Origin of the sequence: Streptomyces sp. ISL-96 (assembly GCF_018614035.1) — a bacterium.
Taxonomy (GTDB): domain Bacteria; phylum Actinomycetota; class Actinomycetes; order Streptomycetales; family Streptomycetaceae; genus Streptomyces.
Genome location: NZ_JAGGPA010000013.1, coordinates 66,040 through 87,086, shown reverse-complemented (window position 1 = coordinate 87,086; position 21,047 = coordinate 66,040). Strand labels below are relative to the sequence as shown.

Below are 21,047 nucleotides of genomic sequence, written 5' to 3'. Positions count from 1 at the left end.
CTACGCGGGCCGGGCTTTGGGGTCGGTGCCGCGCCGTGGCGTCTCCTCGGGCGCCGAACGTTCGGGCAGTGCGTTGGTTGTTCGGGCGCTTTGCATTCGACGCCCTGCGGGGAGCGCCCCGGCACGTCCCCTCCTGGCACCGTGGTTCGCGAGGCCGGTGGGGCGCCTGGGTCAGGTGGTGCGTGCGTGCTGGGCCGCGTCCGCGCGGGCTCGGTCTCGGGAGCGGCGGGCCGGGCCGCGCCAGCCGCAGCAGCAGTGGGCGAAGCAGAAGGAACCGCGTTCGGTTGTGCCGGTGCGGTGGGTCGGGGCGTCCGGTGTGGCCTCTTGAAGCACGCGTCCACCGTACCGGGGCCGGCGCCCCCCTTCTTGGGCAACCTGTTCGCTTTGGGCGTGACCGGGGGTGGTGGGGGGTCGTTAGGCGGGGCGGGTGGGATTGGACACCGGGCGGTAGGGCGTTGGGGGTTGGCGGCGATGGTGGTGCAGCAGCACAGAAGCAAGGGTGGGGCGGTCACTGCGGCCGTCGTGGCCGGGCTGATCGCGACTTCCTCCGGGTGTTCCGGGGGCGGTGCGGTCGCCGAGGACCAGCAGGGTGGTGACCCCCTCGTCACCGTGCGCGGTGCGGCCGACGCGCTGGTCGCCGCGGGGAGTTCGAAGGCCCGTACGTCCATGGTCATGGCCACCGGCGGCACCCGCGTCACCATCCGGGGCGAAGGGGCGTACGACTTCAGGAAGCGGATGGGGCAGCTCAAGGTGCTGCTGCCGCCCGATCCGAATGGTGTGGACAAGCACCGGCCCATTACTGAGTTGCTTGCTCCTGGTGCGCTCTACATGAAGAACCGGGGCGCGGGCGTGCCCGCCGACAAGTGGGTACGGATCGACACGACGACGCTGGACGACGGGAATCTCGTCACCGGCGGGGCGACGGATCCGCTCGCCGCCGCGGAGCTGCTGCGTGGGGCGAAGGAAGCGACGTACGTGGGGAGGGCCGACCTGGCCGGGACCGCGGTTCGGCACTATCGCGGGGTTACGGACATCGCTCGGGCCGCTCGCCTTGCCGCGCCGCACGCGCGCGGTGCGCTCGCCGCCGCGGCGAAAGGGTTCTCCAAGGACGCGGTCCCGTTCGACGCGTACCTCGACGACGAGGGGCGGCTGCGCAAGGTCCGCCACCGCTTCGACTTCGCCAACGCGGGACGTACGGTGGCCGTCGCCTCGACCACGCTGCTGTACGCGTTCGGGGTGCCGGTGGAGGTGCGGCTGCCCGCCGGGCGGGACATCTACGCCGGGAAGATCCAGGCGTAGGGCGGCCGCCGCTCCGGCGTGGGTGGCGGGGAAATGGTCCGTCCGTGCCATGCGCGGTGTGTGCCGCACTGCCTACGCTAGAAAGCCGACGACGGCTGAAAGAGGTGGTGCACGTGGCTCCGCTCGGCAGTAGTACGCCCGTCCAGGACCACGTCGCCCTCGCCGAGATCGAGTTGTGCGGTGAGTTGATCATCGCGGCATCCGCCGCCGACGGGGAACGGCTCAGTCCGGACCGTATCGACGAGGTGCTGAAGGTGGGAGCCGTCGGCGTAGCAGCCGAGGCTCAGTCGGGTGGGGCCGGGGGCTGTTCGTCCCGCGGGTGAGGTCGGGTGAGCGGGCGGCGCGTCGCTCCCGGGCGTCCACAGCCCCGGGAGCCCGCGGCCCCGCCCGTCCTCAGGTCCGCAGCAGGCGCGCGATCGCCTTGGTGGCCTCTTCGACCTTCTCGTCGATCCCGTCGCCGCCCTTGACCGCCGCGTCCGCGACGCAGTGCCGCAGGTGCTCCTCCAGGAGTTGCAGTGCGAAGGACTGGAGAGCTTTTGTCGACGCTGAGACCTGGGTGAGTATGTCGATGCAGTAGACGTCCTCGTCGACCAGCCGCTGGAGGCCGCGGATCTGGCCCTCGATCCGGCGCAGTCGCTTGAGGTGTTCGTCCTTCTGCTTGTGGTATCCGTGCACCCCTCCGGAGGGCGCTTCGGTTGTCGTGGCGCCGGCCGCCTCGGTGGGTGTCATGGCGTCCTCCCGTTGTCCTGAAAGGGGATGTATACCCCTCGTGGGTATATGGTAACGAATTTCGCGGGTAGGGGCCCGGGGGCCCGTACTCAGCACTGTGCCTGATGGGCGACACTGAAGAACGCCGGTTAGCCGTGGCCGGATGATGCACCTAGCATCACCCTGACCGAATCCAATGCACCCCGAGGACCCCACGTGCGCTTTCGTCTGACCCCCAGGGAGACGAGCTTCTACGACATGTTCTCCGCATCCGCGGACAACATCGTCACGGGCTCGAAGCTCCTGATGGAACTGCTCGGAGCGGACTCCTCCGCCCGAGCCGAGATCGCGGAGCGGATGAGGGCAGCGGAGCACGCGGGGGACGACGCCACCCACGCGATCTTCCACCAGCTCAACTCCTCGTTCATCACGCCGTTCGACCGCGAGGACATCTACAACCTCGCGTCGCAGCTTGACGACATCATGGATTACATGGAGGAGGCCGTCGACCTGGTCGTGCTGTACCAGATCGAGGAGCTGCCCAAGGGTGTCGAGCAGCAGATCGAGGTTCTGGCGCGAGCCGCCGAGCTGACCGCCGAGGCCATGCCGCACCTGCGGACCATGACGAATCTGACCGAGTACTGGATCGAGGTCAATCGGCTTGAGAATCAGGCCGACCAGATCCACCGCAAGCTGCTCGCGCACCTCTTCAATGGCAAGTACGACGCCATGGACGTGCTCAAGCTGAAGCAGATCGTGGACGTACTGGAAGAGGCGGCCGACGCCTTCGAGCACGTCGCCAACACGGTCGAGACGATCGCCGTCAAGGAGTCCTGACCCCCGGTGGACACCTTTGCGCTCATCGTGACCATCGGGGTCGCGCTCGGATTCACGTACACCAACGGCTTTCACGACTCTGCGAACGCCATCGCGACTTCGGTTTCCACGCGGGCGCTGACCCCGCGCGCGGCCCTCGTCATGGCCGCCGTGATGAACCTCGCCGGTGCCTTTCTGGGCAGTGGCGTCGCCAAGACCGTGAGTGAGGGGCTGATCGCCACTCCGCACGGTGACAAGGGGATGGGAATCCTCTTCGCCGCCTTGGTGGGGGCGATCGTCTGGAACCTTGTCACTTGGTACTTCGGGCTTCCTTCGTCGTCTTCGCACGCGCTCTTCGGGGGCATGGTGGGAGCGGCGCTCGCGGGCGGCACCGAGGTCATCTGGACCGGGGTGCTGGAGAAGGTCATCATCCCGATGTTCATCTCGCCGTTCGTCGGGCTGCTGCTCGGCTATCTGGTGATGGTCGTCATTCTGTGGATGTTCCGTAAGTCCAACCCGCACAAGGCCAAGCGGGGCTTCCGGATCGCTCAGACGGTTTCCGCGGCCGGTATGGCGCTGGGGCATGGTCTTCAGGACGCGCAGAAGACCATGGGCATCGTGGTGATGGCGCTGGTCATCGCCGATGTCGAGGGTCAGGGCGACGCGATCCCGATGTGGGTCAAAATCGCTTGCGCGCTGACGCTCTCGCTCGGTACGTACGCGGGTGGCTGGCGGATCATGCGGACGCTGGGGCGTCGGATCATTGAGCTGGATCCGCCGCAGGGGTTCGCTGCGGAGACCACAGCGGCGTCCGTGATGTACACGGCTTCGTTCATGTTCCACGCGCCGATCTCCACTACGCACGTCATCACGTCCGCGATCATGGGCGTGGGGTCGACCAAGGGCTCGCGTGCGGTTCGGTGGGGCGTGGCCAAGAACATCGTGATGGGGTGGTTCATCACGATGCCGGCCGCGGCGCTGGTGGCTGCCACGTGTTACTGGGTTGTGCTGCTGGCGTTCGGCTAGCGGCCCCGCGGGGCTGTTCCCCTACGTACGGAAACGGGCCCGCCCCTCTCCCCTTGCCGGGAGTGGGGCGGGCCCTTTGCCTTGCGGTGGCACCGCCATGCAGCACCGCAGGACAGGGATGGCGGCCGGCTTCTAGCCGAAGCGGCCGGAGATGTAGTCCTCTGTGGCCTGGACCGACGGGTTGGAGAAGATGCGCTCCGTGTCGTCGATCTCGATGAGCTTGCCGGGCTGGCCGATCGCCGCGAGGTTGAAGAACGCCGTACGGTCCGAGACGCGCGCCGCCTGCTGCATGTTGTGCGTCACGATGACGATCGTGAAGCGCGACTTCAGCTCGCCGATCAGGTCCTCGATGGCGAGGGTCGAGATCGGGTCCAGGGCCGAGCACGGCTCGTCCATGAGGAGGACCTGGGGCTCTACGGCGATGGCCCGCGCGATGCACAGGCGCTGCTGCTGACCGCCGGAGAGGCCGGAGCCGGGCTTGTTCAGGCGGTCCTTGACCTCGTTCCAGAGGTTGGCGCCGCGCAGGGACTTCTCGACCACCTCGGCCAGCTTGTTCTTCTTGTACGAGTGGTTGAGGCGCAGGCCCGCCGCCACGTTGTCGAAGATCGACATGGTGGGGAAGGGGTTCGGGCGCTGGAAGACCATGCCGACCGTACGGCGTACGGCGACCGGGTCGACGTCCTTGCCGTAGAGGTTCTCGTCGTCCAGGAGGACCTTGCCCTCCACCCGGCCGCCGGGGGTGACCTCGTGCATGCGGTTGAGGGTGCGCAGGAAGGTGGACTTGCCGCAGCCGGACGGGCCGATGAAGGCCGTCACCGAGCGGGGCTCGACGGTCATCGAGATGTCGTCGATCGCCTTGTGGGTGCCGTAGTAGGCCGACAGGCCGCTGATGTCGATTCGCTTGGCCATCTGAATCACTGCTTTCTGCTGGCCTTAGCGGCCGGTGCTCGGGGCCTTCCAGCGGGCGATGCCGCGGGCCACCAGGTTGAGGATCATGACGAAGGCGATCAGGACGAGCGCTGCGCCCCAAGCCCGGTCGACCGACGCTTCGGTGCCGACGATGTACTGCTCGTACACGTACAGCGGAAGCGAGGACTGGGCGCCTTCGAAGGGGTTCGGGTTGATCAGCTTCGTACCGAAGACAAGCAACAGAACCGGGGCGGTCTCACCCGTGATACGGGCCACCGCGAGCATGACGCCAGTGGTGATTCCGCCGATCGCGGTCGGCAATACCACCTTGAGGATAGTCCGCCACTTGGGGACGCCGAGAGCCAGAGAGGCCTCGCGCAGCTCGTTCGGGACGAGCTTGAGCATCTCCTCGGTGGAGCGGACGACCACCGGCATCATCAGGATCGAGAGGGCAACCGCACCGGCGAATCCGGAGGGCCCGAAGCCCAGCATCAGATTCCAGGTGGCGAGGATGAACAGACCCGCGACGATCGACGGGATGCCCGTCATGACGTCGACGAAGAACGTGACGGTCTTCGCCAGCTTCCCGCGCCCGTACTCGACCAGATAGACCGCGGTGAGCAGGCCTATCGGGGCGGCGATCAGGGCCGCGATGCCGACCTGCTCCACGGTGCCGAGCAGGGCGTGGTAGATGCCGCCGCCCTCGTCGGTGTCGAGCAGGCCGCTCATCGAGTGGCTGAGGAAGTACCCGTCGATGACCTTCATGCCCTTGGTGATCGTCACCCAGGCCAGGGAGAGCAGCGGGACGAGGGCGAGGATGAAGCAGACCCAGACGGCGCTGGTCGCGACCCTGTCCTTGCCCTGGCGGCTGCCCTCCACCTTGGTGGTGATCCCGAAGGTGGCCAGTACGAAGATCAGGGCGGCCAGCATGCCCCACTGCACGCGGCTGTGCCAGCCGGCGAGGAGGCCGAGGCCGATGCCGGCCGCGACGGAGCCGACGGCGATGGCGGCGGGGGCCCACCGGGGGAGGCGGGCGTGGACGAGCGACGCGTGCAGCTCGGGGGAGTGCGGGTGCTTGTCCATCACGGGACTTGTCTGGTTCATGCGTTGGCCCCCGAGTACTCCTTGCGGCGGCCGATGATCCATCGGGCCGCGCCGTTGACCAGCAGCGTGATGACGAAGAGGACCAGACCGGAGGCGATCAGGGCGTCGCGGCCGAACTCGTCCGCCTCGTTGAACTTCGCGGCGATGTTCTGCGCGAAGGTGCCGCCGCCCGGGTCGAGCAGCCGGCCGGAAATGATGAAGCTCGGGGAGAGCACGACGGCGACGGCCATCGTCTCGCCGAGGGCGCGGCCCAGGCCCAGCATCGAGGCGCTGATGATTCCCGAGCGGCCGAAGGGCAGCACGGACATCCGCATGACTTCCCAGCGCGTGGCACCGAGGGCCAGGGCGGCTTCCTCGTGCATCTTCGGCGACTGGAGGAAGACCTCACGGGTGACGTTGGTGACGATCGGCAGGATCATGATCGCCAGCAGGATGCCGACCGTGAAGAGGCTGCGGGCGACGCCGTCGCTCGTCTTGTCGAAGATGTACGTCCAGCCCAGGTACGTGTCGAGCCACTTGTTGAGGCCGTCCAGGTACGGGACCAGGAAGACGGCGCCCCACAGGCCGTAGATGATGCTCGGCACCGCGGCCAGCAGGTCGACGATGTACGCGAGCGGCGTGGCCAGCCTGCGCGGCGCGTAGTGCGAGATGAACAGCGCGATGCCGATCGCGACCGGCACGGCGATGGCCATCGCGATGATCGAGCTGACGACCGTACCGAAGAGGAGGACGGCGATGCCGAACTTCGGCGGGCTGCCCGCCGGGTTCCACTCGGAGGAGGTCAGGAAGTTGGCTTCGTCCTTCGAGACGGCGAGGCCGGTGCGGTAGGTGAGGAAGGCCGCTATGGCGGCCATGATCACCAGGAGCGCGATTCCGGACCCCCGCGACAGGGCGAGGAAGATCCGGTCGCCGGCGTGGCTGCTGCCCTGGGACGCGAGGTGGCCGGGTCCGGGCGGGGGAGGGGAGGGCGAGGTGGGTTCGGTAGCTATATCCATCGGTTTTCTCCGGTCTGCGGAGCCGGTGAGGGCTCCTGGCGGCGGTGCACCGGAAGGCGCGACCGGCCCCGGTGGGTGGGGCCGGCCGCGGCCGGGTCAGGAGAGGGTGGGGACGATCTCGCGGACCTTGGTCGCGATCTCGGCCGGGAGCGGTGCGTAGTCGGCTTCCTCGAGGACCTTCTGGCCCTCCTCGCTGACGGCGTAGTTCAGGAAGGCCTTGAGGGTCGGCAGGGTCTCCGCCTTGTTGCCCTTGTCGCAGGCGATCTGGTACGTCACCAGGGTGATCGGGTAGGCGCCCTCGGCCTTGGTGGCGTAGTCGAGGGAGAGGGCCAGGTCCTTGCCCTTGCCGGTGACCTTGGCGGCGGCGATGGCCTTGGAGGCGTTCTCCGTGGTGGCCTCGACCGGGGCGGCGGCACCGGTGTTGATCTTGACGGTGTTCAGGTCGTTGGCGGTCGCGTAGGACAGCTCGAAGTAACCGATCGCACCGTCGGTGCCCTTGACGTTGGAGACGACGCCGGAGGAGCCGTTGGCGGCCTGGCCGCCCTTGGCCGGCCACGACTTCGACTTCGGGTCGTACTTCCAGTCGGCCGGGGCGGCCGTGTTGAGGTACTTGCCCAGGTTCTGGGTCGTACCGGACTCGTCCGAGCGGTGGAAGGCCTGGATCGAGGTGCTCGGGAGCTTGGCGTCCGGGTTGAGCTTGGCGATCGCCGGGTCGTTCCACTTCTTGATCTCCGAGTCGAAGATCTTGGCGAGCGTCTTGGCGTCGAGAACGAGGTCGTCGACGCCCTCCAGGTTGTAGCCGATGGCGACCGGGCCGCCGACCATGGGCAGGTTGATGCCCTGGCCGCCCTTGCAGACCTTCTTCGACTCGGCGACCTCTTCGGGCTTCAGCGCCGAGTCGGAGCCGGCGAAGGCGACCTGGCCCTGGTTGAACTTGGTGATGCCGCCGCCGGAGCCGATGGCCTGGTAGTTGACCTCGGTGCCCGCGCAGGCGGCCTGGAAGTTCTTGACCCACAGGTCCATGGCGTTCTTCTGGGCCGTCGAGCCGGCCGCGAGGAGCTGGCCCTTCGCGTCGTCGCACTTGATGTTGCTCGCGGCGTTGGTCTTCTCGCCGGAGCCACCGGTCGAACCAGTGTTGTCATCGGAGCCGCACGCCGTGAGGACCAGGGCGCCGGAGACGGCGAGGGCGCCGAGCGCGGTGGCGCGAAGCCGGTTCTTGCGCTGAAGCTTCACTTTCGGGTGTTCCTTCCAGAAGCCGCCGGGCCTTGCTGGTGGTGGTGGCGGCGTGCGAAGAGGTTGGTGTTCTCGGGTTCTCGGTTTCCAGCTACCCAGTGGGGCGGTCGTCTCGCGGTGTGCCTCGCACTGTGTACGTCCGAAATTAGGCAGAACAGGTGAAGCCGCCGACGGGGGAGAGTGAACGGGAGGTGAACCGTGCCGAACGGTGTGGTGTGCGGGGGCGCCTCGCGGCTGGCGATGGGGGTGCGGTGCGGTGCGGTGTGAGTGCGGTGCGGTGGCTGTGGCTTGCGGTGGGTGACCGCCGGGATGCTCCCCGTGCGGGGGGTGCCCGAAACGCGGGGGTCTGAGCCGCTGCGCGGCATTGCGGGGGCGTCAGGCGTGGTGGTGGAGCGAGTCCAGGAGCGCGGTCACCAGGTCGCGGTCGCGGGGTTGCGTCAGGCGGTTTTTGGCCGCTGTGGGGGAGAGCCAGAGGATCCGGTCCACCTCGTCGCTCGGGGTGAACGCGCCACCCGTCGCCTCCGCCGCCCAGTACCGGGCCTCCTTCGGGCGGCCGTTCGCGACGTACCGCAGCGTGGGCAGGGCCGCGCCCGGCGTGCAGTGGTGGCCCGTTTCCTCCAGTACCTCCCGCAGGGCGCCCGCCAGTGCGTCCTCGCCGGGCTTCAGCTTGCCCTTGGGGTGCGACCAGTCGTCGTATTTGGGGCGGTGGACCAGGCAGATCTCCAGACCGTCGTCGAACGGCGACCGGCGCCACAGCACGCAGCCCGCGGCGAGCACTGTCATGGGGTTTTCGCCGCCTCCCGCTGCCATACCTGCTGGAAAGCGAAGCGCGCCGCCTCGACCTCGTGCCGCTGGTCGGCGTGCAGGACGCCCAGGGCGTACGCCGTCGCCGGGGCGATGCGCGGGGTACGGGCCGCCGAAGCCGCCGCGGTGGCCGCCTCCGCCGCGTCCCGGTGGCGGTCCAGGGCCTGCGCCGCCGGGAGTGTGCTGGCGGGGGCCGCGACGACCTCCTGCGCGTAGCGGTGCAGGCGCAGGAGCAGGCGTACGTGGTGCCAGGGCGCGTCCTGCGTCTCGCCGCCCGGCGCCGGGGCGAGGCCGTGGACGAGTGCCTCGGCGTTGTACGGGTGCGAGGCGCGCCCCAGCGGCAGTGCGGCCACCGCTTCCTTGAGCCGCTGCTCGGCGCCGACGGCCAGCGGCGCCAGCACCTCGGCGGCGGGCGCGGCGGCGGCAGGGCCGAGCGGCACGTCCGAGGCGAGTAAAGCCACCGCGTCGGCGACCGCGTGGAACCGCGAGGAACCCAGCGCCTGAAGCGCCGCCGAGTGTGCCCGCGTCCTGGCCAGCGTCAGCTGCCGCTCCAGCAGCGCCCCGGCCCGCGCGGCCCCCACGGTCAGCGAGCCCGGGTGCTCGGCCCCGCCACCGCGCGCCGCGGGGACGGCGGCGGGTCCGGCGTCGGCGCCGCCCGTCCCGGAGAGCCGGTTCAGCGCCCCCAGCAGCCGGGTCAGGCGGGCGGCGTAGGCGTGCTCGCGGGCCAGGGTGCCGGAGAGCCAGGCCAGCTCTGCGCGCAGGGTGTCCGCCCACCCGGTGTCGGTCAGGGGCCGGAACGTATGCAGCGTCCCGCTGATCCGCCGCGCCGACCCGCGCAGCGCATGGACCGCCTCCGCCGCGTCCGCGGCGCCCTGCGGATCCTGGCCGCTCTCGCGGTGCAGGCGAAGGCTGCGCAGGAAGTCGGCGGCCTGCGCGTGGAGGTAGGGCGCCAGGAGCTCCCGGGAGAGGACGTCCGGCCCGCCTTCCGCGGAGGGGAAGGCCGGGGAGGTGTCCCGTTCCGCGTCCGGCCGGGGCTGCGGGCGGGTGCGGGGTCGGGATGCGGTGTCACGGTTTCGCACGCCGGCGCCTCCGGGCGTCAATGAGCATCTCCTGTACGTGCCGCAGCGGCTGGCCCTCGGTGTCTGTCGCGTGCCGCGTCCAGTTGCCGTCGGGGCCGAGGTGCCAGGAGGCTGTTGAATCGGACATTCCGGTTTCCAGCAGCCGGGTCAGGGACGCCCGGTGGGCCGGGTCGGTGACCCGGACCAGTGCCTCGATGCGGCGGTCGAGGTTGCGGTGCATCATGTCGGCGCTGCCGAACCACACCTCGGGCTCGCCGCCGTTGCCGAAGGCGAAGATCCGCGAGTGTTCGAGGAAGCGGCCCAGTATCGAGCGGACCCGGACGTTCTCGGAGAGGCCGGCGACTCCGGGGCGTATCGCGCAGATGCCGCGTACCCAGATGTCGACCGGTACGCCCACCTTCGCCGCCCGGTAGCACGCGTCGATGATCGCTTCGTCGACCATCGAGTTGACCTTGAACCGGACGTACGCGGGACGGCCCGCCTGGTGGTTCGCGGCCTCTTTGTTGATACGGGCTATCAGGCCGTCACGCAGCGACTTGGGGGCGACGAGCAGCCGGCGGTAGGTCTCGCGGCGCGAGTAGCCGGACAGCCGGTTGAAGAGGTCGGAGAGGTCCGCGCCGACCTGCGGGTTGGCGGTCAGCAGCCCGAGGTCCTCGTAGAGCCGGGCCGTCTTGGGGTGGTAGTTGCCCGTACCGACGTGCGAGTAGCGGACCAGCTGGTCGCCCTCCTGGCGGACCACGAGCGACAGCTTGCAGTGGGTCTTGAGGCCCACCAGGCCGTACACGACATGGCAGCCGGACTCCTCCAGCTTGCGCGCCCACTTGATGTTGGCCTGCTCGTCGAAGCGGGCCTTGATCTCGACGAGTACGAGGACCTGCTTGCCGGATTCGGCGGCGTCGATCAGCGCGTCCACTATCGGGGAGTCGCCCGACGTCCGGTACAGCGTCTGCTTGATCGCCAGGACGTCCGGGTCGGCCGCCGCCTGCTCCAGGAACGCCTGCACGGAGGTGGAGAAGGAGTCGTACGGGTGGTGCAGGAGTACGTCGCGCTCGCGCAGCGCGGCGAAGACGTCCGGCGCGGACGCCGACTCGACCTCGGCCAGCTCGCGGTGCGTGCCCGCGATGTACTTCGGGAACTTCAGCTCGGGCCGGTCCAGCGCCGCGATCCCGAACAGGCCGGTGAGGTCCAGCGGGCCGGGCAGCGGGTAGACCTCGGCGTCGGACATCTTCAGCTCGCGGACGAGGAGGTCGAGGACGTACGGATCGATGGACTCCTCGACCTCGAGCCGCACCGGCGGCCCGAAGCGGCGCCGCATGAGCTCCTTCTCCAGGGCCTGGAGGAGGTTCTCGGTGTCGTCCTCCTCGACTTCGAGGTCCTCGTTGCGCGTGACCCGGAACATGTGGTGCGCGAGGACCTCCATCCCCGGGAAGAGCTCTTCGAGGTGCGCGGCGATGACGTCCTCAAGGGGTACGTACCGCTGCGGCGAGGCCTCCAGGAAGCGGGACAGCAGCGGCGGGACCTTGACGCGCGCGAAGTGACGGTGGCCGCTGACCGGGTTGCGTACGACCACGGCGAGGTTGAGGGAGAGACCCGAGATGTACGGGAAGGGGTGCGCGGGGTCCACCGCGAGTGGCGTGAGGACCGGGAAGATCTGCTGGCGGAAGAGCGTGAAGAGGCGCGCCTGCTCCTTCTCGGTCAGCTCGGGCCAGCGGATCAGGTGGACGCCCTCGTCGGCGAGGGCCGGGGCGATGTCCTGCTGGTAGCAGGCGGCGTGCCGGGCCATGAGCTCGCGGGAGCGGGTCCAGATCAGCTCCAGGACCTCGCGGGGCTGGAGGCCGGACGCGGAGCGGGTGGCGACACCGGTCGCGATACGGCGCTTCAGGCCGGCGACCCGGACCATGAAGAACTCGTCCAGGTTCGAGGCGAAGATCGCGAGGAAGTTCGCTCGTTCGAGGAGGGGTGTGGCGGGGTCCTCGGCGAGTTCGAGCACTCGCTCGTTGAAGGCCAGCCAGCTGCGCTCGCGGTCGAGGAAACGGCCCTGGGGCAGCTCGGTGTCCCCTTCGGCGTCCTCGACGTACGCGTCAAGATCGGCGTCGATGTCGGGGTCCAGGTTGGTCACCGGCGACCCGGCCAGGGTATGCGGGCGGTGCGCGGCGATGGAACCGACGGACGGCTGAGCATGCTGGACGGGGACATCGGCGCTCGGCTGCTGGCTCATGACCCCATTGTTCCGCGCCGGGGGGCTGCCGGGCGCGCCGAGAAGGGGTGATGTGCGGGAGGCTCTCCCGTTTGGGGAGGATGGCACAGCGGGCTGCATTCCGAGAGGGTCGCAAGCGTGTCTGAATGTGCGGTAACGGAGACATGACATGCAGGATGCGGGGCCGGGGCCCGAAGGGCGTGTTTCCCTCCGGATCCGGCCCCGCATCCTCCCCCCGTCGGCCCGGTCAGGCAGACCGGTCAGGCAGACCGGTCAGGCCGTGCTGCGGCGCAGGACCCGGAAGGCGGCGTAGGTGGCTGCGGCGGTGAGGGCCAGGACGATGCCGGTCTCGATCAACTGGACGTACCAGAAGTGCGAGTACGGGTGGAAGTCCACGTACCAGTTGGTGGCCTTGAGGTCGGTGGGGCAGAACCCGGTGGAGATCTGGTCCGGAACGCACCGGTGGAGATCGAAGCGCTCACCGGCGGCATTCTGCTCCCCTATGTCGGTCATGAAGGAGTCGACGGGCACTTGCATGCCCCCGAACGGCTCACTGGTTCTGGGGCCGGTGACCGTAAGCGACGGAATCAGGTTCCATCGCACATTGCCCAGGACCAGCAGCACGGCGCCGGTCACCACTCCCGTGATGGACATGGCGAGCAGCGTGCGGCGGACGAGCAGACCGATGAGCGCGCCTACCGCGACGGCGAGCAGGACGTAGGCGACCAGGGCAGGGCCGAGCGCCTCGTACACGCCACGGTCGGGCCAGTGCAGGTCCGACTGGCCCAGCAGACCGGACACGCCGAGCCGGAAGATGCCCATGAGGGCGAGCGTCCCGGCCACGGCGAGGGTCGCGGCGACCGCCAGCTTTGAGGCGAGCCAGCGCGCCGGGGAGACCGACTGGGTCCAGGCGAGGCGGTGCAGCCCGGACTCCAGCTCGCGGCCGACGACCGGGCCGGCGATGAAGGCGCCGACCAGGAGGGGCAGCAGCAGGACGGCGGTGGATCCGTTTTTCATGTACTCGGTCAGGAGCGTCTCGGCGCTGGCGAAGCCGAGGAAGGTCTCACTGCAGGGGCCGCCGCGGGAACAGCCGATCTCCTTCATGGGGAAGGCCGACGCCGCCCATCGCAGAAAGCCGGTGACCGCCGCCGCCAGGACGACGAAGGCGAGGGCCGCCCGCAGGGCGGTGCGGTGGATGCGCAGGAGGGCCCAGCGGGGTCCGCGCAGGGTTTTGTCCGAGGTGGCGCTCGGCTTGGTGTCCGGGGAGGTCAGGGTGGGGGTACTCACGCGGTCACCTCGCGCGCTTCGTCGAGGGCCGTCGCGCCCGGGGTGAGGAGCGGGGGCGCGTCCGGGGAGCGGAGATGGGCGAGCAACACTTCCTCCAGGGAGGGCTCTTCGGCCTCCCAGTCGTCGCCGACCGGGCCTTCGGGGCGGATCAGGGCAGTGGTTCCGCGCCCGCTGGCGCGGGATTCGACGACGGTGTGCGGGGCGAGGTCCGATGCCGGCGCCAGACCGGTGACCAGGGTGTGTGCCGCGACCAGGTCGTCGATGCCGCCGCCGAGGCGGATGCGGCCCCCGGAGACGAGCAGCAGGTGGTCGCAGGCGTCGGCCAGTTCGCCGATGATGTGCGACGACATCACCACGGTGGTGCCGTGCTCGACGGCCTCGGCCATCAGCGTGCCCATCAGCTGGTGGCGGGCCAGCGGGTCTAGGTCGGCCATCGGCTCGTCCAGGAGCATGAGTTCGGGCCGCTTGCCGAGCGCGAGGGCCAGGGCCACGCGGGTGCGCTGGCCGCCCGAGAGCGTACGGACGCGCGCGCCGAGATCGAGCCCGCCCTCCTGCACGACACGGTCCGCGACCCGCGCGTCCCAGCGCCCGGTGTTGAGTTCGGCCCCCAGCCGCAGGGTGTCGGCGACGGTGAGCTGCGGATAGAGCGGCTTGTCCTGGGCGATGTACGCGATGCGGTGGCGGGCCGCCGAGGGGGACGTGCCGAGTACGGTGAGCGAGCCCTCGGTGGGGCGCAGCAGCCCCGCCGCGAGGGCGAGCAGGGTGGATTTGCCGGCGCCGTTGGGGCCGACGACCGCGCAGACGCGTCCCGCGGGCAGCCGGAAGGAGCACTCGCGCAGCGCCCATCCTCGCCGCCCGTAGCTCTTGCCCAGGGCGGCCGCCTCGATGGCGGTGTCGGTCATGCCTGATCTCCCTTGACCTGTTCGAACTGTTCGTCCAGTACGGATGTGAAGAGCGCGGCCACGTCGTCCTTCTCCAGCCCGGCCTTACGGGCCCGCGCCGCCCACTCCACGAGCTCGCCGCGCAGCGGCGAGTCGGCGGGGGCGCTGCCCAGTGATTTGCGTACGAAGGTGCCGAGCCCGCGCCGCGCTTCGACCAGGCCCTCGCGTTCCAGCTCGCGGTAGGCCTTGAGCACGGTGTTCGGGTTGATCGCGGTCGCCTCGACGACCTCACGGGCGGTCGGGAGCTTGTCGCCGGGCTCCAGGAGGCCCAGGCGGAGGGCGTGTTTGGTCTGCTGCACGATCTGGAGGTAGGTGGCGACGCCGGAGCGCCGGTCGATGCGGAACTCGACCACGTTGCTGCACCACCCTTTCACTAGTTAAGTAGTGGAAGCGTGCCGCAAAGAAGGGGGCGGTGTCAACAGACGCCGCCCCCCGCCGTGTTGGCTACTGGCTACGACTCGGTTCGGTACATCAGGTCCGTCTCGTGCGTGGTGAAGCCGAGCCGCTCGTACACCGTCACCGCCGCCGTGTTGTCCGCGTCGACGTACAGCATCGCGGTCGGCAGCCCCTGCGCCGCCAGGTACCGAAGGCCGGTCGCCGTCAGGGCCTTGCCGAGGCCGCCGCCCTGCGCGTCGGGGCGGATGCCGACGACGTACACCTCACCGAGCTGCTCCTCGGCGTGCGTCTTCGTCCAGTGGAAGCCGATGAGTTCGCCCGCGCGCTCCGCCAGGAAGAACCCCTTGGGGTCGAACCAGGGCTCCGCCTTGCGGTCGTCCAGGTCACGCTGCGTGAGAGCGCCCTGCTCGGGGTGGTGGGCGAACGCGGCGGCGTTCACGGCGAGCCAGGCGGCGTCGTCCTGCCCCGGCACGAAGGTCCGCAGGCTCACCCCGGCCGGGTAGACCGGCTCCGGGATGTCCAGCGGGCTCAACGGGCGGCGCATCTGGCGCAATTCGCGGAAGAGGGTGAGCCCGAGGACCTGCGCGAGGTGGCGCGCCGCCGCCTTTCCGCCGTGCGCCCAGACCCGCAGCCGCTTGCCGGACGCGTCCAGCACGGTCATGCCGAGCGTGCGGCCGTGCCCCTGACCGCGATGCGAGGGGTGTACGACGAGCTCGGCGGCCGGTGCCTCGACGGGGTCGGTGTCCTCCAGCTGCGCGTATCCGAGGAGGGGCCCGTCGCCGACGTACAGCAGGAAGTGCCGGATTCCTTCCCGGTGTCCGCCACGCAGCTGAAGCCGGCCCTGCTCGGAGACGGCCTGCATGCCGTCCACGCGGGCGGCCTCTTCGAGGAGCGCCAGGACTTCCTGGGCCTGCTGCTCGTCGAGCGCGTCGAGGGTCTGGATCTTCCTGAGGGAGCCGGGGGCCGTGGGGTCAGTCGTCATAAGTACGAGCGTACGGCGGCAACTGGGCAGCAGGACGTTGGACAAATGGTCCGGGTGGCGTCCCGGACCTCATTGGCCGTCTTCGGCAGGGTGGAGGGCCCGGTCCGCCAAGCGGGCCAGGTCTTCGCCGCTGGGCAGCTGCTTCCGTACCGGCTCGGGAAGCGCCGCGTAGGTGCCGGCGGCGAGCGGGTTGCGCTGACTACGCAGGGCGTACTCCACCACTGGCTGGTTCTTGCTGTCCGCGATGAGGATCCCGATGGTGGGGCCGTCTACGGCCTTGTCGCGGACCAGGTCGTCCACCACTTCGACGTAGAAGCCGAGCTGGCCGAGGTGCTGGGGCGCGGCCGCACGCGTTTTCAGCTCGACGACGACGAAGCAGTGCAGCTTGCAGTGGTAGAAGAGCAGGTCGATAGGAATGACCGCGTCGAAGTTGTTGGCGGCAGCGCCGTGCGAGAGGTGCAGGGCGCGGTGCACCGCTGAGGCCAGATCGTCCCGGGACCAGCCGTTACGGACCGCGTGCTGGGCGTAGAAGTCCAGCTCAGTGCGGGTTTTGCACTTGCCCATGAGCGTGACGATGTGACCCCAGGGCAATTGTCCAACAGCTTGCTGGACAATTGGCTCCGGCCAGGTCGGGGCCATCTGCTGCATGTAGTGGAGGTTGGCGCGGCTGAAGCCGCGCTGGTTCGGGAACTCCGTCCGGAGTTCCGCCGAGATGCGCTCGATGACCTTGGTGCCCCACTTCTCGTTGCGCTGTCGCTCCAGGATCGTCCGTCCGATGTCCCAATACATCTGGAGCATTTCGGCGTTGACCTTGAGTTGCGCCCGCACATGCGCACCGCGCACAAGGTTCTTCAGCTCAGCCACCAGATCGAAGAAGCCCGGGGGCAGCCCGGAGGGCTGGGCGGGGACAACGGGCTTGGCTGTGATCTCTTCGTTCATACGCACACAGTTGCGTGGTCCACCCGTTCGTCGCGCTGAGTTATGGATGGCGTCCGCCATACGAGTGGCCGCCGGGCAATTGCTGACGTACCGCCGAAGGCAACCAGCTTGTAACCCGTCACCCCCTGTTGCGCTACGCGCGTTGACTTTAGGCTGCGGTTCGTCCGTCACGCTGAACTCACAAGGGGACCGATGTCAGCGAACCCTCGTACCACCCGCAAGCACCGAGCGACCCGGCGCGTACTCGCGTCCGCGGCTGGACTCGCCACCCTCGGTGCTCTCGTCGCCGCGATGCCGGCCTCCGGGGCGGAGGAAGGCGCCGAGGAAGGCGGCGGGCAGCTCGCCGCAGGTTCCTCGGCGTACTCGCGGACCGTGGACGTACAGCTGCTGTCCTTCAACGACCTGCACGGGAACCTGGAGCCCCCGGCGGGCTCGGCCGGCACGGTCAGCGAGACGCAGCCCGACGGCACGGTGAAGGCGATACCGGCCGGTGGCGTCGAGCACCTGGCGACCTCGCTGCGCAAGGCGCGCCAGGGTGAGCGGTACTCCGTCACCGCGGCCGGCGGCGACATGATCGGCGCCAGCCCGCTCATGTCCGGGCTCTTCCACGACGAGCCGATGATCGAGGCGCTGAACAAGCTCGACCTCGACGTATCGGCCGTCGGCAACCACGAGTTCGACGAGGGCGCCACCGAACTGGCCCGCATACAGAACGGCGGCTGCCACCCGGTCGAGGGCTGCTTCGAGGAGGGCAAGGAATTCGAGGGCGCGGACTTCCCGTACCTCGCCGCGAACGTCACCGACGAGAAGACCGGCAAGCCGGTCCTCAAGCCGTACACGGTGTGGAAGAAGGACGGCGTCAAGATCGGCTTCATCGGCGTGACGCTCGAAGGCACGCCGAACATCGTCACCGAGAACGGCATCAAGGGCCTCAAGTTCCACGACGAGATCGAGACGGTCAACAAGTACGCCCGGGAACTCGACCGCCAGGGCGTCAAGTCGATCGTCGCGCTGATCCACGAGGGCGGCTCGCCGGCCTCCTCCTCGTACAACTACGACTGCGATTCGCCGGGCGCGGGTGACGGCATCTCGGGCCCGATCGTCGACATCGCCAAGGGCATCACCCCGAAGGTCGACGCGCTGGTCACCGGGCACACCCACCAGGCGTACGTCTGCACGGTCCCGGACCCGGCGGGCAAGCCCCGCATGGTCACTTCGGCGTCGTCGTACGGCAAGCTCTACACGGACACCACGCTCACCTACGACCGCCGCACCAAGGACATCGTGCGTACGGGCGTCAAGAGCGCGAACCACATCGTCGTCCGCGACCAGGAGCAGGCCAAGATCTGGGCCCCGGACATGACCTCGCTCATCAGCCGCTGGAACGCGCTGGCCGCCCCCATCGCGGGCAAGCCGCAGGGCTTCATCGCCGCCGACATCAACGGGCGCGGCTCGACGGCCCCCGAGAAGCCGCTCGGCGACCTGATCGCGGACGCGCAGCTGGAGGGCCTGGCTCCGGCCGACAAGGGCGGCGCGCAGATCGCCTTCATGAACCCGGGCGGGATCCGCTCCGACCTGGTCTTCAAGGCGAGCGGTGGTGAGGGCGACGGGGTCGTGACGTACGGCGAGGCGTTCACCGTGCAGCCGTTCACCAACATGATGAACGTCGTCGACCTGACAGGCGCGCAGCTGATCACCGCGCTCCAGCAGCAGGTCAGCGGCGGCAACGAGGCCTCGCCGAAGATCCTCCAGGTGTCGAAGGGCTTCACGTACACCCTCGACATGACGAAGACGGGAGCGGCGCGGATCGATGTGGCGTCGGTGAAGCTGAACGGTGTCGCGCTCGACCCGGCGAAGACGTACCGCGTCGCGATGAACGAGTTCCTGGCGGGCGGCGGGGACGGCTTCCCGGTCTTCAAGGAGCACAAGAACAAGCTGGTCGGCGCGTCCGACCTGGACGTCTTCAACGCCTTCCTGGCGAAGAACTCCAGCCCGGCGAGCCCGATCGCCCCGCCTGCCGCCGACCGCATAACGGTCCTTAAGTAGGCGGTGCGGCGCAGTGGTTCACCGAGGGGCGGCACCTGGTCCGGGTGCCGCCCCTCGGTGCGTTCGCAAGCCGCGTGCGGCGCGAAGCTCCGCAGGGCAAGGCGTCACGCCGTCGTGGCCGGGGGTGGGGTCGGGGCGCCCGGGAGGCGGATCAGGGCTTCCGTGCCGGGGGTGCCGTCGCTTGGGCGGCGCAGGGTTACCGTGCCGCCCGCCTGCTGGATCGTGCGGGCCACGATCGACAGGCCGAGGCCCGAACCCGGCAGGGCGCGGGCGGACGGCGAGCGCCAGAAGCGTTCGAAGACGTGCGGGAGTTCGCCGTCCGGGATGCCGGGGCCGTGGTCGCGCACCGTCAGTTCGCCGTGGCGGTTCAGGGCCACGTCGACCGTGCCGCCCGGCGGGCTGAACTTCACCGCGTTGTCGAGGACGTTGACCAGCGCCCGCTCCAGCGCGGCCGGCTCCGCCCGTACGTACCAGGGGGAGAGGTCCGCGTTGATCGTCAGTTCCGGGCCGCGCAGCCGGGCGCGCTCCAGGGCGGCGGCCGCGATCTCGTGCAGCGCGACCACCCGCAGCGGCCTGCCCTGGTCGGCCGTGTCGGGCCGGGCGAGCTCCTGCAAGTCGCCGATGAGAGCGGCCAGTTCCGTCATCTGCGCCTTGACGGACGCCATCAGCGCGGCCCGGTCGTCGGGCGGGATCGCCCGGCCCGTCTCGTCGCTGCGGGCGAGGAGTTCCACGTTCGTACGCAAAGACGTCAGCGGGGTGCGCAGCTCGTGGCCCGCGTCGGCGATCAGCTGCGCCTGGCGGTCGCGGGAGGAGGCCAGGGCGCTGGTCATCGCGTTGAAGGAGCGCGACAGGCGGGCGATCTCGTCCTCGCCCTCGACCGGGATACGTACGGTCAGATCCTCCGTACGCGCGACGTGTTCGACGGTGTCGGTCAGCTTGTCCACCGGGCGCAGCCCGGCACGCGCCACCCACAGGCCGGTGGCGCCCGCCCCCAGCACGCCGATGCCGGACAGTGTGAGGAGCACCCAGGCGAGGGAGCTCAGCGGATCGTCGACCTCGCTCATCGGGCGGGCCACGGAGACTGCGAACGGCGGGCCGGGGATCAGGTTCTGCCGGGCGTCCGTGAACTGGTAGGTGTAGACCCGCATCTCCCTGCCGTCGGACGCCTCGGTCGTGTGCAGCGCCTCCTCCCGCTCGCCGGAGGCCACGGCGGTGTCGGCGGGCTGCGCGGGGATCGGCGGGACACCAGGGGAGGTGCAGGGCTCGCCGGAGGCCATGACGAGCTGGATGGTGTACGTCTGGGGCGCCGTCACGGCGGCGTCGCCGCCCGCGCAGGACAGCCGCAGCGTCTGCACGTACCCGGCGCCGACCTCGACGTTTTGCAGCGAGTCGTCCAGCTGCTTCTGCAGCTGGACCCGCGTCACGAACCAGCATGCCGCCGCCACCGCCGCCACCGCGATCGCCACCGCCGTCGCCGTCAGCAGCGCTAGCCGGGAACGCAGCGGCAGCGCCCGGAATCTGCGCAGCGCACCGCTCACGCCTCACCGCCCCGCAGCGCGTACCCCACACCCCGCACGGTGTGCACCAGGCGCGGCTCGCCGCCGGCCTCCGTCTTGCGGCGCAGGTACATGACGTACACGTCGAGGGAGTTCGAGCTGGGCTCGAAGTCGAAGCCCCACACCGCCTTGAGGATCTGCTCGCGCGTCAGCACCTGGCGCGGATGCGCGAGGAACATCTCCAGCAGCGTGAACTCGGTGCGGGTCAGCTCCACCGGCCGCTTGCCCCGCGTCACCTCGCGCGTCGCCAGATCCATCCGCAGGTCGGCGAAGGACAGGACATGGCCCGGCGCCTCCTCGCCGTACGCCGCCCCGGCGGCGTACGAACTGCGCCGCAGCAGCGCCCTGATGCGGGCGAACAGCTCGTCCAGCTCGAACGGCTTCACCAGGTAGTCGTCGGCGCCCGCGTCGAGCCCGGTCACGCGGTCGCCGACCGTGTCGCGGGCGGTGAGCATCAGGATGGGAAGGGTGTCGCCGGACGAGCGGATGCGACGGGCCGCCGTCAGACCGTCCATGCGCGGCATCTGGACGTCGAGGACGATCAGGTCCGGGTCGTACGACGCCGCCTTCGCGAGCGCGTCGAGGCCGTCGACGGCGACCTCCGTCCCGTACCCCTCGAAGGCGAGACTGCGCTGAAGCGCTTCGCGCACGGCGGGCTCGTCGTCGACGATCAGGATGCGCTCGGCGGGGGTGTTCATCGGGTTTCCTCGGGCTTGGTCGCTGCGGGGTG

Annotated in this window: 21 protein-coding genes; 5 read left to right on the top strand and 16 right to left on the bottom strand. The window is 69.7% G+C overall.

Features of this window, described 5'->3' with window-relative positions; all coding sequences use genetic code 11:
* Positions 1–171: 171 nt before the first annotated feature.
* Positions 172–333 (bottom strand): hypothetical protein, encoded by a 162-nt coding sequence (locus J7E96_RS10155; protein ID WP_215129706.1) that lies wholly within the window; start codon positions 331–333, stop codon positions 172–174.
* Positions 334–471: 138 nt separating this feature from the next.
* Here J7E96_RS10155 and J7E96_RS10150 point away from each other — a divergent pair, with 138 nt between their 5' ends.
* Positions 472–1,299, top strand: a complete 828-nt coding sequence (locus J7E96_RS10150; RefSeq protein WP_215129704.1) for a hypothetical protein — start codon at positions 472–474, stop codon at positions 1,297–1,299.
* Between the two features lie 107 nt (positions 1,300–1,406).
* Complete coding sequence (locus J7E96_RS10145) at positions 1,407–1,622, top strand: hypothetical protein (RefSeq protein ID WP_374196652.1); 216 nt, start codon at positions 1,407–1,409, stop codon at positions 1,620–1,622.
* A 70-nt stretch (positions 1,623–1,692) separates the two neighbouring features.
* Here the strand turns inward: J7E96_RS10145 and J7E96_RS10140 are convergent, their stop codons facing one another.
* The gene (locus J7E96_RS10140) at positions 1,693–2,028 is read right to left on the bottom strand and encodes a metal-sensitive transcriptional regulator (protein WP_251069666.1); all 336 of its coding nucleotides are present in this window, start codon (positions 2,026–2,028) and stop codon (positions 1,693–1,695) included.
* Positions 2,029–2,223: 195 nt separating this feature from the next.
* Here J7E96_RS10140 and J7E96_RS10135 point away from each other — a divergent pair, with 195 nt between their 5' ends.
* Together J7E96_RS10135 and J7E96_RS10130 are read left to right on the top strand one after the other, a co-directional pair.
* Positions 2,224–2,844: a DUF47 domain-containing protein gene (locus tag J7E96_RS10135; protein WP_215129700.1), complete on the top strand. Its 621-nt coding sequence runs from the start codon at positions 2,224–2,226 to the stop codon at positions 2,842–2,844.
* A gap of 6 nt (positions 2,845–2,850) precedes the next feature.
* On the top strand, positions 2,851–3,849 hold the full coding sequence (locus J7E96_RS10130) for an inorganic phosphate transporter (protein ID WP_215129698.1): 999 nt from the start codon (positions 2,851–2,853) through the stop codon (positions 3,847–3,849).
* A gap of 132 nt (positions 3,850–3,981) precedes the next feature.
* On the opposite strand, the gene pstB is transcribed toward J7E96_RS10130, so the two are convergent.
* The 12 genes from pstB to J7E96_RS10070 all read right to left on the bottom strand — a co-directional run bounded on the left by pstB (position 3,982) and on the right by J7E96_RS10070 (position 16,715).
* On the bottom strand, positions 3,982–4,758 hold the full coding sequence (gene pstB / locus J7E96_RS10125) for a phosphate ABC transporter ATP-binding protein PstB (protein ID WP_215129696.1): 777 nt from the start codon (positions 4,756–4,758) through the stop codon (positions 3,982–3,984).
* Positions 4,759–4,782: 24 nt separating this feature from the next.
* The gene (gene pstA / locus J7E96_RS10120; protein WP_251069682.1) at positions 4,783–5,841 is read right to left on the bottom strand and encodes a phosphate ABC transporter permease PstA; all 1,059 of its coding nucleotides are present in this window, start codon (positions 5,839–5,841) and stop codon (positions 4,783–4,785) included.
* Between the two features lie 17 nt (positions 5,842–5,858).
* On the bottom strand, positions 5,859–6,857 hold the full coding sequence (pstC, locus tag J7E96_RS10115) for a phosphate ABC transporter permease subunit PstC (RefSeq protein ID WP_215129692.1): 999 nt from the start codon (positions 6,855–6,857) through the stop codon (positions 5,859–5,861).
* Between the two features lie 96 nt (positions 6,858–6,953).
* Positions 6,954–8,090, bottom strand: coding sequence for a phosphate ABC transporter substrate-binding protein PstS (gene pstS / locus J7E96_RS10110; protein WP_215129690.1), 1,137 nt, complete (start codon positions 8,088–8,090; stop codon positions 6,954–6,956).
* A gap of 375 nt (positions 8,091–8,465) precedes the next feature.
* A complete protein-coding gene (locus J7E96_RS10105; RefSeq protein ID WP_215129688.1) occupies positions 8,466–8,873 on the bottom strand; it encodes an NUDIX hydrolase in 408 nt (135 codons plus the stop codon).
* The gene (locus J7E96_RS10100; protein ID WP_374196651.1) at positions 8,870–9,973 is read right to left on the bottom strand and encodes a CHAD domain-containing protein; all 1,104 of its coding nucleotides are present in this window, start codon (positions 9,971–9,973) and stop codon (positions 8,870–8,872) included. Before J7E96_RS10100 ends, J7E96_RS10105 begins: the two co-directional genes overlap by 4 nt.
* Entirely contained in the window at positions 9,960–12,191 is a 2,232-nt protein-coding gene (locus J7E96_RS10095; RefSeq protein ID WP_215129684.1) for an RNA degradosome polyphosphate kinase, read from the bottom strand. Before J7E96_RS10095 ends, J7E96_RS10100 begins: the two co-directional genes overlap by 14 nt.
* Before the next feature lie 252 nt (positions 12,192–12,443).
* Positions 12,444–13,457 carry an ABC transporter permease gene (locus J7E96_RS10090; protein ID WP_308295897.1) on the bottom strand — a complete coding sequence of 338 codons (1,014 nt, stop codon included), beginning with the start codon at positions 13,455–13,457 and terminating at the stop codon, positions 12,444–12,446.
* Positions 13,454–14,359 carry an ABC transporter ATP-binding protein gene (locus J7E96_RS10085; RefSeq protein ID WP_215129682.1) on the bottom strand — a complete coding sequence of 302 codons (906 nt, stop codon included), beginning with the start codon at positions 14,357–14,359 and terminating at the stop codon, positions 13,454–13,456. Before J7E96_RS10085 ends, J7E96_RS10090 begins: the two co-directional genes overlap by 4 nt.
* Entirely contained in the window at positions 14,356–14,751 is a 396-nt protein-coding gene (locus J7E96_RS10080; RefSeq protein WP_215129680.1) for a GntR family transcriptional regulator, read from the bottom strand. Before J7E96_RS10080 ends, J7E96_RS10085 begins: the two co-directional genes overlap by 4 nt.
* 98 nt (positions 14,752–14,849) lie before the next feature.
* Positions 14,850–15,776, bottom strand: coding sequence for a mycothiol synthase (gene mshD / locus J7E96_RS10075; protein WP_215129678.1), 927 nt, complete (start codon positions 15,774–15,776; stop codon positions 14,850–14,852).
* Between the two features lie 69 nt (positions 15,777–15,845).
* Entirely contained in the window at positions 15,846–16,715 is an 870-nt protein-coding gene (locus J7E96_RS10070; protein ID WP_215129676.1) for a PDDEXK nuclease domain-containing protein, read from the bottom strand.
* Positions 16,716–16,907: 192 nt separating this feature from the next.
* On the opposite strand from J7E96_RS10070, the gene J7E96_RS10065 reads away from it, so the two are divergent.
* Complete coding sequence (locus J7E96_RS10065; RefSeq protein WP_215129674.1) at positions 16,908–18,761, top strand: bifunctional UDP-sugar hydrolase/5'-nucleotidase; 1,854 nt, start codon at positions 16,908–16,910, stop codon at positions 18,759–18,761.
* A 104-nt stretch (positions 18,762–18,865) separates the two neighbouring features.
* Here J7E96_RS10065 and J7E96_RS10060 read toward each other — a convergent pair whose 3' ends face one another.
* Both J7E96_RS10060 and J7E96_RS10055 read right to left on the bottom strand, forming a co-directional pair.
* Positions 18,866–20,299: a HAMP domain-containing sensor histidine kinase gene (locus J7E96_RS10060; protein WP_215129672.1), complete on the bottom strand. Its 1,434-nt coding sequence runs from the start codon at positions 20,297–20,299 to the stop codon at positions 18,866–18,868.
* Positions 20,296–21,015: a response regulator transcription factor gene (locus J7E96_RS10055; RefSeq protein ID WP_215129670.1), complete on the bottom strand. Its 720-nt coding sequence runs from the start codon at positions 21,013–21,015 to the stop codon at positions 20,296–20,298. Before J7E96_RS10055 ends, J7E96_RS10060 begins: the two co-directional genes overlap by 4 nt.
* Positions 21,016–21,047 lie beyond the last annotated feature (32 nt).